A 13,707-nucleotide genomic window follows, 5' to 3' on the forward strand; every position below is an offset into this window, starting at 1 on the left:
ACATAGAATTATGTGTTCAAAAACCCAACAAAAATCTATGTTCACAAAAGACCTTGTAATTAAGTTATGGTACACTGAATGTGTATATAGGAGGTTTGTATTTTGAAAATAGGTTATGCAAGAGTTTCAACTGGATTACAAAATTTGAATTTACAGGAGGATCGATTAAATACATATGGCTGTGAAAAGATATTTAATGACCATATGAGTGGTTCAAAAAGTAAGCGACCTGGTTTAGATAAAGCAATTGAATTTGCGAGGTCAGGGGATACGATTGTCGTTTGGAGACTAGATAGACTAGGACGTAACCCTGTATATCCTAAGGATGTAATGACTAAACCAAAATTATGAGACATACAACCGATCTCTATCAAACTATTTAATAACGCTAATTCTCCGTATTTCAAAAAACTAGAATTAAAATTATAGCCAAAAAAGACTAAAAAATTACAATTTCCTATATCTATATTATTGCCTTCTAATAAATCATCTTTTTTATGTCCTTTTGATCCACAATTTTTAATAATGAGTGACTTATCGGTTGGTATAAATAAATGCCCTTGTCATAGTCCTCTACGTTGTTGATATAAAGATATATATCAATAGGATATAACCCTCCTGCCGATGCATAAAATCGAGTACTTGTTTTTATATCCTCATAATCCACTTTTCTAGACGCTATTTCAAAAGAAAATTTAAGTATTGTTGATAGTTCTTTACTAGCCATTTCAAAAGATGTGAATTCTCTTGTGCTTTTTCTATGATTTAAAACATTATAAAAAGATTCTTTTATTTTTTTATCACTTTTAGGAAGCAATCTTGTATCTTCATCATTAATCTCATTCAAAATTTGATGTTCGCTAACTAAAGCTGCATAATTCGATTCATTATAAGCTAACATACTTTTAAAATCACTGAGCCTCTGATGATTTACATTTAGTAAGTACTTTAAAGATTCTGATTCTTGATTCCCTAAAATAATTTGAGCAAAGTTATTTCGATTATCATTATTTGCAATATTATCCTCGTTTAATTTAAATAGTGAATGCTGGTTAAACATTCCCTTTAATTGATAATTAATCATTGCTTTTTACCTCTTTTTTTACTTGCTACAATTAATTCAATAATGATGACTAACAATATGGATAGGGCTACACCTAAAAACATAATATTCGTTATAATTGGTTCTCCACTGTTGCCATGATTATGTATTTTGTATAAATTTACTCCTAATAAATTTACATCAAAATGCGCATAACCATTTTTATTGATAATAAAATAACCTATTGAAATCGAAATAGCCGTTATGATAGCAGATAAAACGATACCCGCTAAAATTTCAATAATCACTCGTATTTCTTGTTTCTTCAACATAATTATTATCCTCATTTCTTAAACTTATAAATAAATAAACTTAAAGCACCCGTTACTAAAATATACAGTGAGTTTATTTTCAAAAAGGATAAATCCCACATATATTCATTTGTCCAAATTGAATAAAAATCATTTGTAGCATATTTTATTGGAATCCAGTTCCCTATTTCTTTTAAAACATTGGGTAGTTCCCCATACTGTACAAAAACGCCAATAATCATATAAGTAAGAAAGAGCAATATCATTCCAAAAGGTAATAAAATTTTACTCTTTTTTATTAACAAAGCTAAGAAAGTTCCTACCATTAACAAGGCTATGATGTTATAAAAAATTTGTAAAAAAAAGGTTATAAAATATTGTGCGCTAGGTAAAATTAACGAAAAAAATACTTTACCAATAATGATATTTAAAACAACACTAAAAATCGCTAAAAAACAGTATGAAATAATATTAGAAATAATTAGACTGCTAATATTTACGTCAAAATATTTTAATCTTTTCAGTGTATCATTCTCAATGCTTTCACTTAACCAAATTGGAAAGCTAATAAAAGCAATAGGTAGTAGTCCGATACTTGTACTAATTAAAAAATATTTATCTATAAAATGTCTCCCATTTCCTATATTGAAGTTTCCATAAGACATAATAATAACTAACATCATGATTATTGGGAAAATTAATGAAAAAAATACAGATATAGGAACTCTAAATTGCATTTTTATACTTAACAAAATTTTATTTATCATATTTCCTCCAAAGTTGAGATTAAATATGTTGAATATATATTTTGCATGTTTATTTTAAATTCTATTTTTCGTTCATTTAATATATTAATAACTTCGTTCATTTGCTCTTTATTGTAGGTGAAAACCTTAACATTAAAATATACATCAGCATTTATTTTTTTAATAACTTCTCTAACTAAATAATCTAATTCTTGATTAACTATTTCAATCAGCGCATAATGATAAAATTTTGAAAAAAATTGATCTATACTTCCGTAATACAATAATTCTCCTTTATCTAATATGATTAATTTATTCGCCCAGTTTTCAACTTCATCAAAGTAATGCGTGACTTTAATTACAGCTTTATTTTGGGTAATTTCTTTAGTTTTATGTAATAAATTTTGTCTTTTTTCATAATCTAATCCAGATGTTAATTCATCAAATATGTATAGTTTTTTTTGTTTACTTAAGACTAATCCTACAGTTAAACGCTTTTGTTCTCCTAAGGATAAATCATTAACAAATTTATTTATGAGATTTTCTAAAGAGAAAGCTTTCGTAAATTCTTTAAATTGTTTACTTCGTTTGCTATAAGTTGTTGCTAAATAAATTAATTCGTGTACTTTTATTAAATCTCCATACTTATTTTCTTGAAAAACAATCCCTATATCTTTAGTACCTATCTTTCTATCAATGACACCACTGTGATTCATCTCATTTAATAAACAATTAATTAAAGTAGTTTTACCCGCACCGTTTTTTCCAATTAGAGCTATTTTATCTTCAATATAAATATCTATAGTACGATTATTAAGGTTTAAAATTTTTTTATTATTTAAATCAACATTTAAATCTTTAACTGTCATTAAAATTTTCATATACTCACCTTTAAGATTTAGAAAAGCTTGATCTATATAGACCAAGCCTAGACTTTGATTTATTACGCTGCTGTTGAGGCACATGTACAAGAGCATGAACAGCTACAAGAACATGAACAACTACAAGAACAACATCCTCCTGCATATTTCATCGCTTCAGAACTATTAATGTCTGAATATCCATTAATTGAATGATTATTAATTTTCATCATCATCCCATCCTTTATTTTGAGAATACATGATGTAAATTTACTATTAAAATCACTTAAAATGTATCACGCAACAGAAAGACAGTCAATCGTTTACAGAAAAATGTAAATTTTCTGTAAAATATTATTGCTTTGATTCCAATGCGAGATTAAAAGTGTATTATAATTTCAACAACCCAGAATAATATTTATATAAAGCTGTCTAATTTACATAACCAATGATTATCAGAAGTTTTAATGTTATGAATCAAGATCACTCTTAAAATGAGTGGTTTTCTTTTGAGATATAAGACCGATTTATCGGCTAGACTCTAAAGTGGAAATTGAATAACTTTAATATCCCATAAAAGTTTCTTATATGCTTTAACACTAATTTATTTGGCACAATATCCTTCATTTTCATTGGATTAAAAACGCTGTACATAGAAAAACACCTCCGTACGATTCATTTATAATGAATTTAACGAAAGTGCCTTTATTTTAGTCCTACTGATTGGGTTTCAATTCAAAATTTTTCTATTGCTTAGTCTCTTATGGTAAATACATATCATGCTTTTTGTGAGAAACAACTACTTTTCACACTTATCGATTACTGCATAATCAATTTATTTTTTATAATCTTTCCACTTATACTTAAATAACCAAGCAGTCACGCACTATAAAACAAAGATTATGATATCACTTTTAATTCAAAAGACTGCCAAGGTTTTAATAAATTTAATAAGAAATGTTCTTCTTTTTTTACATGTCCGATAACATTTTTATAACCATGATTTTCCATATCTTGTAATGCGATTTGCAGCTCCCCTTTGTAGTGACCATATTGTTCATTACAAATCACAATATCACCTTTTTTAATTTGTTTTGTGTTATTTGGCGGGAATGGCTCATCCTTATAATGAACGCGACTCATTGTTGACCGTATAACATAATCTGAAATATCCCCCCGATTGAAATGAAATTCCTCTGTCACAATAGTTTCATCTAATCCAGTAATATCGTTATTTAAATAAACATCAAAACTAGGCATTGCTAAATTAATTTCTGAAAGTGATTGTAACTCAGATTCAGAAGCAAATGCATTACCAATAATAAAATCATCTACTAAATTCGTCATTAATAAATGCTTAACTTGTACTGCTATAGGCAATTTCCTATGACTTTCTAATGTCGGTAAGCCTTCCATAATCATCCAAGGCCCTACTGTTGCTTCTTGTGAAGAAACAAAAGCTGCAGTATGAACATTATTTCTTTTATAAGCTTCACTCGTATTTACAAAATGTTGATATGATAAACCAGTATAGGTTTGAGGATAAAAATTGTGACAACCTATAAGTTTGTCTAAATTAGGTTGATAACTTAACACATCTTCAATAAATGTATCACTCACACTGATGTTTAATTCTACATACATATGCTGTTTGTTATAACTCAGTTGTGCTATTTCTTGAGCTGAAAATCCTGCATCTACACGTATTCCTGATACGCCTAGTGTTTTAAAAAAGGACAAATCATCACGTTTTAAATTCAATGCTTCAAAAACTTTATGGTTAATATCCGCAATCACTGTCATATCATTCTCTTTAGCAACTTTTACCACTGACTTAAATTTATTAAAAACCGCTTCTTCGTCACTTTTAACTGAAAGTAAATTTGTGAAGATGCGCTTAAATCCGAATTTTGCACTCATTTTAATATAGTCACACATTTCTCCTAAATCTGATTGGGTCGGATAAACTGATATCCCTAAATTATGCATATATATTTACTCCTTATTTGATTTATATATAATGCCACGCATTTGACGTTGCTCAATCAATACACGAGATTTTTCAAAAAAGAGGATACTCGTAAATATTAATAAAAGTAATATTATTCCCCATCCAAACAAATTAATATTTTCAAATATAACTACAGGGACAACGACGATAAATGGTATACCTATCAGTAATAACCATCTATTAAAATGAAATTTATTGACTATAAAATGGGCTATTTTATAAAAGCAAAATATGAGTAAAAATAATACTATTAAATAAATCAATCGCATCATATTAACACTTCTCTTCTAATTTTTGATATAACTCAATCATTTTTTCAATTAAATTTTTCTCACTAATCGCTGTCATTAAATGGTCTTGTGCATGTATCATCAATAAAGATGTTTGTACTTTGTCACCATTTATTTCAGACTGTATTAATTCTGTTTGTATATTATGTGCTTTACTCATTTCTTGCTTCGACTCTGCCATCAGTTCATTCGCTTGTTCAAAATTAAATGCGGTAGCCGCATCCAAAGCTTCATATGCTAAACTTTTCGCATTACCACCATGTGAAATAATTTCAAAAATAATTTGTTCGTTTTGTTCACTCATCAAATCTCCCCATCTCAATTAATCGTCGGTATAATCATCATTCGTAGCGCCTTGTTCTTGTTCTATCATTTTACGTTCGTACATTTTAAAGAACGGATAGTATATGATTACTGCTACTAAAAGATTAAATACGACTAACACCAGTGCTCTCCAGTCACCATTCGTTGCAAATAATGCCCCTAAAGGCCCCGGTAATGTCCATGGCGCAAGTATCGTGATTTTAGCTATCAAACCTAACTTAAATACAAAATAAGTAATCGTCGTTAAAATAAGTGGAATCCCTATAAACGGTAACGCAAGAATCGGATTCATAACTAACGGCGCACCAAATATAAGTGGTTCATTGATATTAAATATGCTCGGTATAATGGAAAAACGTCCTACTTTCTTCAAATATTCAGATTTTGAGAATATCATCAATATACACAAACTCAGTGTCGCTCCTGCACCGCCTATCCATACAAACCACTGGAAAAATGGTTCGACAATAATATGTGGTAATTGTTCCCCAGCAGCCTTAGCATCTATGTTTTGATCTAATAATGAAAACCAAATAGGTTGGAAGACTGCCCCCATTACTGCCACACCATGTATACCTGCTGACCATAAAAGTACAATGAAAAACACAGGAATCAAAGCACCTAATAAACTGTCACCGGCAAAATTACCTAAAGGTTCAAAGATTTTATTAATAATAGCATTTAAATCTATGTTTAATATCACTCTTACAAACCAAGAAATAACGATAATGACGATTGCAGGTACCAAAGATTCAAACGAACGTGCAACAGATCCCGGAACTTGATCCGGCATTTTAATCGTAAACCCTGACTTCACTACGAGTCTCATCATCTCAACAGCAAATATCATTGAAATGATTGCTACAAACAAGCCGGAACCACCTAAATCTGCCATAGGCAACACATAACCTACAGCGTCACTTTTAGGTAATTTATCATCTAAGTTGAGCGGTAACGTCATCATTAAAAATGTTGCTAGTGAAAGTAATCCACCTGCTTGGCCATCCATTTTATATGATTTTGCTAAACTATATCCCATTGAAAATGCAGCGTAAACTGCCATCAGTCCCAACGTCATTCTATTAGCGATCATTATCTTCTCAGCATGCGGTTCTACTAATTTTTCTAAAGCTGGTATGGGAGGAGACGCAAATAAAGTAAAGAACGATCCAACTATAATAAGTGGTAGTGTTGCAATAATACCATCACGAATAGAAGTTAAATGTCGTTGCTCAGAAGCTTTGGCCATGGGTGGCATTAATACCTTTTCAATCCATTTCAAAAATTTCTGCATAACATACACCCTCTGTTTACTTATTTAATTTAGTACTTATACATACGTTTTTATTTGCTTTAAAATTTTAGGTGCGCCAATCGGTGTATAGCCCATTGGATCTATGACATCTACAGGTTTATTAACTGCTTCACCGACTTTTTTAAATTTATCTAATCGATGTCTCACTTGAGGTGCTACTAAACCTAAGTCATAATCACCAATTTCATTTTCAAATGCTTCGGTACCAACTGCTACGATTTCCAAATCAAAATTTTCTTTTGCCGCCTCTTTCTTCACAGCATCAACAATCATAGAACTAGACATGCCACCTGAACAAACCATTATTACTTTCATAAAACAACACCCTTTCAATATTTTCTTTTTTTAACTTTAACTGCTTGCCGTGTACGCTCTAATAATTTCGTATGTCGTTCATAATCTCTACTGGCTAATGATACAAATAAAATATCTATGACATTGAGCATAGCTATACGTGAACTCATTGCTGCACTTCTCACTGGCTTTTCTGAAGAGCTATAAAACAAGTTAATATGTGCTAAGTCTGCTACATCATTATTGCTATATTTAGTTATGGAAATAATTTGAGCCCCCGCTTTATGTGCTAACGCTAATGACTGCAAAATATCTTCTGTTTGGCCAGTATTCGAAATAGCAATAATAACATCATTTTTTGTCACATTGGCACTCAATGTCGCTTGCTCATCATAGCTCTTGCCAACCTCACACCACTTATCAATGCGTGTGAGCTTTTGCTTTAAATCTTCTGCAATAATTGCTGAAGCACCAATACCAAACACACAAATTTTCCTAGCCTGATGTATCATTAAAGCCGCTTTTTCTAACGCTACTGGTGATAAAATTTGAGCTGTATTCCTTATCGCTTTAGCATTACTTTGAGAAATACTGTTAATCACGCTTTCATTGGAATCAGTAATATTGAGTTCTTCATAATCATCTTCAATTTCATTATGTCTATTTAACGCCATAGCAATTTCCATCTTTAAATCTTGAAAGCCCTTACATTTTATTTTTTTAGATAACCTAACAATCGTCGCTTCACTGACATTTGTTAGGTCTGCTAAATGTTGTATTGAACTGTTGATCGTTCTATGCGGATAATCGATGATATACTGTGCCACTCTATATTCCGAGGGATTCAATGTCGCTAGTGATGATTCCAATAATATTAAAATATTACGAATGACTATCACCCCTTTTTAAATATTGTTTCACCTTAGCTACAATTTACAAAATATTATTTCGTGTGTCAAATTATATTTTATTTGTAAAATGATACTTTTGAAAATGTTGCTTTTCACAAGCTGAATTTAGATCTATGTATGTTTAAAGGTTTACCTCCATTTTGATTTAGAGATAAACTTTTGATATTAGGCAACTGATATTAAATTAAATATATGATATGAATAATTTATGATTCACTGAGTTGTGCTTCCATATCTATAAAGAAGTTTGCCATCTTTTCTGCGCCATCGTTTGAAAACATTAGCTCTAAATTATCTTGAGACGCTTGAGCATGAACTTCTGAAACTTCAAACATTTTCTTTTCATAAGCCTTCAATATATCAATAACATTTTCTTTATTTTTGAATGATTGTGCTAACAAATATGCATCATATAATGCCATATTGACACCTTCTCCTGCAAACGGACTCATTAAGTGTGCAGCGTCACCAATAAGTGTGATATTAGGCTGTGTTATCCATTTCAAACCAATTGGCAACTGATAGATACGACGAAATTTAATATCATCATAACTATATGCAATATATTTTTTTAATTCTGTACCCCAATCACTAAATTCAACTAATAGTCTTTCTTTTAATTTTTCTAGTGATAACGCACGATATTCATCTAGCATTTCATATGTTGTCTTAAGACTTACATAGGCCATAATACGACCATCGCCATTACGTTGTCCTAGGATCGCCTGATCTCCTCCTAGTCCCATAACCTTTCCATTTTTATTAAATGCCAAAAGGTCTGGATGTTCTTTTTCATTCGAGTTCATTTCTATCATAGATATACCAGTGTACGTTGGTTTAGCATCTGTTAAATACGGGCGAATTTTAGAAAAGGCTCCATCTGCCCCTATTACTAATCCTGTCATCACTGTCTTCCCATTTTCAAAAACGAGTTCAATTTCCCTATTATCATGTTGTATTAACTTTTCGTATTTATAACCATATTTAATATTTGTAGGGTTAATTTGTGCAATGATGATATCGCATAACTTACCTCTATCAATTTCGGGTCTACTACCTTCACTTCCTGCGTCTTCGTCGAACAAAATCGTGCCATCTTTACGCACAATTCGTGTATCCTCTCCTTCAAAGCGCGCATGCATCAGAAAATCTTCAAAAATATTAGCTTCTTTCAATGGTAACTGACCACTGTCTTCATGGATATCTAATGAACCACCTCGGTCAGCATGCATATTAGGGTAACCACGTTCATAGATTGTAAATGGTAAGCCTTGTTGTTGTAGAAGTAATCCTAACATTAAGCCTCCTGGCCCCCCACCAATAATCGCAATATGATTTAAATTTTCTTTTTTCATTTTTACACCTTTTTCATTATTTTTATTTTTCTTCAATAAAATTCATTAGCTTTGTTTCAGTTTCTTTGATTAATTGTTGAAACTGCTCATATTTCTCTTCATTTTTCATTGCACTTTGTCCTGCTAACATAAATGATTGGAAAAGTGCTTGTAACTCATCACGTGATTTTTTCATCTTGTCAATATCCATATTTTTGAATTGTTCCATACGTTTTGTAAATTCATCATTATCAATATTGTCCTCTAAAAATGCCTTACCTTCTTTTGTTACTGTATAGATTTTTTTCTTTCCTTCTTTTGATACAGAAACAAATCCACGATCTTCTAACATTTGAAGAATAGGATAAACACTGCCTGGACTTGGCGAATAAAATCCTTTAAATTGTGCCTCAAGATCTTTAATAATTTGATAACCGTGTTTGGGTTCGGTTAACAATAATCGTAAAATGCTATATTGCAAATTTCCTTTTTTAAAAAAGCGGTCCCTGCCGCGTGCGGCTGCAAACATCTTTTCAAACCCTTGTCCAAATCCACCTTCTCCGTGTTGCATCATGATATGTCTTCTATTGTGAAATGATCTATTAAACATTTATTATCATCCTTCCATTTCGATATATCGAAATATTAAACGATATATCGTTACTCGTCAAGCGATATATCGAAAAATAATAACCGTTGCTAGTTAGATATATTCATAATCCTAAATTTGCTAAAATCAATACTTCATTTTAAAATTGGTTTGAATGTAATATTGAAATTTCAAAATTACAATAAGTGCTAAATATTTTAATGGAGTGATCTTATGAATCATAATATTGAATCATTAAAAAATATCATCGATACTTCTAATAGCATTACATTTTTTACAGGAGCAGGTATATCTGTCGCAAGTGGTATTCCTGACTTTCGTTCTATTGGCGGTTTATATGAAGAAATTTCAAAAAATGGTTACTCACCTGAGTATTTATTAAGTGAAACCTATTTCCAAAATGACCCTGAAGGCTTTATTAATTTTTGTCATGATTATTTACTGTTTGCTGATAAAAAACCAAATATCGTTCATCAGTGGATTGCACAACTTGAAAAGCATCAACAATCCCTTGGTGTCATTACTCAAAACATTGACGGTCTACATTCAGATGCTGGGAGTTCACACACAGATGAACTACATGGTACACTAAACCGATTTTATTGTATTAACTGCGACCAAAAATATTCTAAACAATACGTGATTCACCACAACTTACGTTATTGTGAAACTTGTGGCAGTCCCATCAGACCGGATATCGTACTTTATGGAGAAATGCTAAACCAAGACACGATCTTTGACGCCTTGCATAAAATCAAATCTGCTGACACGCTCGTTGTTTTAGGTTCTTCACTGGTCGTTCAGCCTGCCGCCGGTCTTATTTCAAATTTTGAGGGTCAAAACTTAGTTATTATTAACAGAGACCCTACACCTTATGATAGTGATGCAAATTTAGTAATTCACGATGATATGGTCTCAGTCATTAATGAACTGTTTGCGATATCGTAAAATTCCAAATAAATTAGTGTGCTCGCATAGTTTAAAAAATAAAAAGCGTACCTACATGCACGATTAACATGTAGATACGCTTCTTTATTTATAATTACATTATTATTCAACTTCGGGTTCTTCAAATTTTGCCAGCGTTGGTTTTGGTGTAGAAATACCTTCTTCATTAAAGTAATGTAAAACTTCTTTACGCAACAATCTTTGACCCGGAAAATGCATGCCTGGCTTCACATGAGCTAATAATTTAATAATCATTTGATTGCCGTCGATACTGTCTAATCCTAATAAATCAGGCGCTGCGACAAACATATCATATTTATCTTTTAATGTTGGTAAAAAGTCTAATAATTTTTTCTCAATCATTTCATAATCCTCTGATGGCGAAACAGGTATCATCACAAGTGGTGATACATCTGTTGCAGAATAATTGACGATTTCACTTATTGTTCCATTGGGTAAAGTATATATTTCACCTGTATCTGATTGTATACGTGTGGATCTTAAACCGATCGTTTTAACTGTACCTTCCGCAATCGTTACACCAGAAGCATTAATTTGCACATAATCACTCACATCAAATTGTCCTTCAAATATAATAAAGAAACCAGTGATAATATCTTTGACAATTGTTTGTGCACCGAAGCCGACCGCTAGACCGACTACACCGGCACCGGCTAAAATCGCCGATACACTTATCCCAAAGCGTGATAATATTGAGGTGAGCACGATAAACCATACAACATAGCTAACTAAATTTTGAACTAGTGTAGATAATGTCTCACTTCGCTTAATTTTATAATGTGTTTTTTTCTTTGCATTCGCTTTGAAGAATTTCGTCACTAATTTCTTCGCAATGGCAATCACTATAATACCCATCAAAATATATGCCGCGATAATTAATATATTGACTAAGAGTGATTGATAAAATTCTACCTGTGTAAGTGGTTCAATCAACTTCATAAAAAATTGCTTCAATTGATTCATATTGTATTTCCTCCATTCTCAGCTCGTTATACGGTTGTGTTACAATACATCAAATAGTAGTGATTTATTAAGAAATTGCTTTTCCCATTACAAAAGTTATCATACTTTAATAGTTATCTAAACCCTTTAAGGTTTTGGACAACTTTCTTTAACATAAAGTGACACTTTTATTTCAATATGAAGTCTAAAAGCAGGATAGATATTCACTATCCTGCTTTATTTTGTGTAAATATAAATTATAAAAAATCTTTAATGATTGATTACTTTATCTGTCATTCTTACTAAAAAATAACATTATAACAGTCTTTAATATTTAGACGTTTAACAACTTTTGTGTTTTTTTAATAAACTTTGCAAAATTATATTGCTTTATAATAGATTGTACTGTATAAATAGTAAAGAATGATGTAATTTTATAAATTGGGATGGGAATGATTTTATGAAAAATGGTAGTTTTCAACGATTTTCTTTAAGAAAGTTTAAAATTGGTACTGGATCCATATTACTGGGTACATTTTTAATGGTAGGTATGCACAATGAAGCAAATGCTAGCGAACTAGATTCAACACAAACAGCTCATCAAACATTCGTCGAGGATAACAATAAGATAACCACTAAACCTAATGAATCAACTAATCAAAATGATAATAAAACAGAAATAACAGAATCAGAGTCCTCAGCAAGTACGAATGATATGACTGAATCTACAAATACGACAGAAAAAGTCACAACACTAAACACTAATGAAAATACATCCGATGTAAATCAATCCGAAGTAACAAACAATACGCCAACTTCTTATGCTGAAAATCAATATCCTACCCAAGAAACGACTTCAAAGACAGTTGAAACTACGTCAGATATAAATAAAGATGCTGATAAAGATGGCAATTTAACATATTTCCAAGAACAAAACGGCTATATACCACAACGTACTCAAACTGTTCAAAATGGTGTCAAAACAGGTGAAAATTGTACTGCGGACGAAGTAACTACGTCATATACAAATAATGTTGATTTAAATGCAAAAAGTATCATGGATACAAATTTAGATGACTATTCCAATAATGGATACCAAGAAAAAGTTAAAAATCCAAATAATCATCCAAATGCGGTAGATACAGAAAATTATGGTCCTGGTAATTTAGAAATTCAACATTGGCAAGATGGTCCAAATGAAGCTACTAAAACACAGTATTGGAGAGCCGTTTTCGCTACTGATTATGCAATAGACAACGCCGAGATGAGAGTTACACTACCATATGAAAATGTAACCACAACAGACGTATCAAACTGGGTAGTAAATCGATATTACCCTGCAGTTTCAACTAACGGTATGAGTAAGTATCAACATATACTAACTCCGGTAAGCGTAACATTTAATGGTAATGTAGCAATTGTCAATTTTGGTAACATCGAAGCCAATAGTGCTTATGGCATAATGTTTACTAAACAATTTGATACACCGCAAAATTTGAGTAATGGATTACTTTCTACAAGTGCAAATGTAGGTGGAACGTGGAACGAAGATGACCTCCAAAGACAGTTAGAATTAAAGAAAGAAAACATGCGAACGCAAGGTTTTACCGAAGATGAAATTAATAATGCGCAATTAGATTATCTAAAAAGTAACCTAAGTCCGAAGCAAATTGAGTATATAAACGAGGTCTGCGAAATCCCGGAGAATCCTAGTAACCCAGATAATCCTAGCAACCCGGATAATCCTA

The 13,707-nt window shown here is 31.3% G+C and carries 15 protein-coding genes and 1 pseudogene; 3 read left to right on the forward strand and 13 right to left on the reverse strand.

All coding sequences use genetic code 11. From position 1 onward, the window contains the following. Positions 1 to 102 precede the first annotated feature (102 nt). A pseudogene (locus HMPREF2586_RS04340) lies at positions 103 to 309 on the forward strand (recombinase family protein); the annotation flags it as partial. A gap of 169 nt (positions 310 to 478) precedes the next feature. Here the strand turns inward: HMPREF2586_RS04340 and HMPREF2586_RS04345 are convergent. The 12 genes from HMPREF2586_RS04345 to HMPREF2586_RS04400 form a co-directional block, all read right to left on the reverse strand. Further along, on the reverse strand, positions 479 to 1,084 hold the full coding sequence (locus tag HMPREF2586_RS04345) for a nitroreductase family protein (protein ID WP_226955457.1): 606 nt from the start codon (positions 1,082 to 1,084) through the stop codon (positions 479 to 481). Then, positions 1,081 to 1,374 carry an LlsX family protein gene (locus HMPREF2586_RS04350; RefSeq protein WP_064209934.1) on the reverse strand — a complete coding sequence of 98 codons (294 nt, stop codon included), beginning with the start codon at positions 1,372 to 1,374 and terminating at the stop codon, positions 1,081 to 1,083. Before HMPREF2586_RS04350 ends, HMPREF2586_RS04345 begins: the two co-directional genes overlap by 4 nt. Positions 1,375 to 1,385: 11 nt before the next feature. Further along, entirely contained in the window at positions 1,386 to 2,120 is a 735-nt protein-coding gene (locus tag HMPREF2586_RS04355; protein WP_064209935.1) for an ABC transporter permease, read from the reverse strand. After that, positions 2,117 to 2,980 carry an ATP-binding cassette domain-containing protein gene (locus HMPREF2586_RS04360; RefSeq protein WP_064209936.1) on the reverse strand — a complete coding sequence of 288 codons (864 nt, stop codon included), beginning with the start codon at positions 2,978 to 2,980 and terminating at the stop codon, positions 2,117 to 2,119. The genes HMPREF2586_RS04355 and HMPREF2586_RS04360 overlap by 4 nt, the downstream gene beginning before the upstream one ends. A 62-nt stretch (positions 2,981 to 3,042) precedes the next feature. Further along, a complete protein-coding gene (stsA, locus tag HMPREF2586_RS12685) occupies positions 3,043 to 3,192 on the reverse strand; it encodes a stapholysin S (RefSeq protein ID WP_107365368.1) in 150 nt (49 codons plus the stop codon). A gap of 667 nt (positions 3,193 to 3,859) precedes the next feature. Beyond that, entirely contained in the window at positions 3,860 to 4,948 is a 1,089-nt protein-coding gene (locus tag HMPREF2586_RS04365; protein ID WP_070658116.1) for a DUF871 domain-containing protein, read from the reverse strand. 295 nt (positions 4,949 to 5,243) lie between these two features. Next, a complete protein-coding gene (locus HMPREF2586_RS04375; protein WP_046206888.1) occupies positions 5,244 to 5,564 on the reverse strand; it encodes a PTS lactose/cellobiose transporter subunit IIA in 321 nt (106 codons plus the stop codon). 18 nt (positions 5,565 to 5,582) lie between these two features. Continuing rightward, on the reverse strand, positions 5,583 to 6,878 hold the full coding sequence (locus HMPREF2586_RS04380) for a PTS sugar transporter subunit IIC (protein WP_070658114.1): 1,296 nt from the start codon (positions 6,876 to 6,878) through the stop codon (positions 5,583 to 5,585). A 36-nt stretch (positions 6,879 to 6,914) separates the two neighbouring features. Further along, on the reverse strand, positions 6,915 to 7,214 hold the full coding sequence (locus HMPREF2586_RS04385) for a PTS sugar transporter subunit IIB (RefSeq protein WP_064209939.1): 300 nt from the start codon (positions 7,212 to 7,214) through the stop codon (positions 6,915 to 6,917). 14 nt (positions 7,215 to 7,228) lie between these two features. After that, complete coding sequence (locus HMPREF2586_RS04390) at positions 7,229 to 8,092, reverse strand: MurR/RpiR family transcriptional regulator (RefSeq protein WP_046206885.1); 864 nt, start codon at positions 8,090 to 8,092, stop codon at positions 7,229 to 7,231. A gap of 218 nt (positions 8,093 to 8,310) precedes the next feature. Next, positions 8,311 to 9,459 (reverse strand): FAD-dependent oxidoreductase, encoded by a 1,149-nt coding sequence (locus HMPREF2586_RS04395; RefSeq protein ID WP_070658112.1) that lies wholly within the window; start codon positions 9,457 to 9,459, stop codon positions 8,311 to 8,313. Positions 9,460 to 9,481: 22 nt separating this feature from the next. Beyond that, positions 9,482 to 10,048 (reverse strand): PadR family transcriptional regulator, encoded by a 567-nt coding sequence (locus HMPREF2586_RS04400; protein ID WP_052722081.1) that lies wholly within the window; start codon positions 10,046 to 10,048, stop codon positions 9,482 to 9,484. A 213-nt stretch (positions 10,049 to 10,261) separates the two neighbouring features. On the opposite strand from HMPREF2586_RS04400, the gene HMPREF2586_RS04405 reads away from it, so the two are divergent. Beyond that, positions 10,262 to 10,996, forward strand: coding sequence for an NAD-dependent protein deacylase (locus HMPREF2586_RS04405; protein WP_046206883.1), 735 nt, complete (start codon positions 10,262 to 10,264; stop codon positions 10,994 to 10,996). A 102-nt stretch (positions 10,997 to 11,098) separates the two neighbouring features. Here the strand turns inward: HMPREF2586_RS04405 and HMPREF2586_RS04410 are convergent, their stop codons facing one another. Further along, positions 11,099 to 11,980, reverse strand: a complete 882-nt coding sequence (locus HMPREF2586_RS04410; protein ID WP_046206882.1) for a mechanosensitive ion channel family protein — start codon at positions 11,978 to 11,980, stop codon at positions 11,099 to 11,101. 439 nt (positions 11,981 to 12,419) lie between these two features. Between HMPREF2586_RS04410 and HMPREF2586_RS04415 the strand changes: the two genes are divergently transcribed. After that, positions 12,420 to 13,707, forward strand: a 1,288-nt coding sequence (locus HMPREF2586_RS04415; protein WP_070658110.1) for a YSIRK-type signal peptide-containing protein, incomplete at its 3' end; no start/stop codon positions are given.

Origin of the sequence: Staphylococcus sp. HMSC034G07 (assembly GCF_001835975.1) — a bacterium.
Taxonomy (GTDB): domain Bacteria; phylum Bacillota; class Bacilli; order Staphylococcales; family Staphylococcaceae; genus Staphylococcus; species Staphylococcus ureilyticus.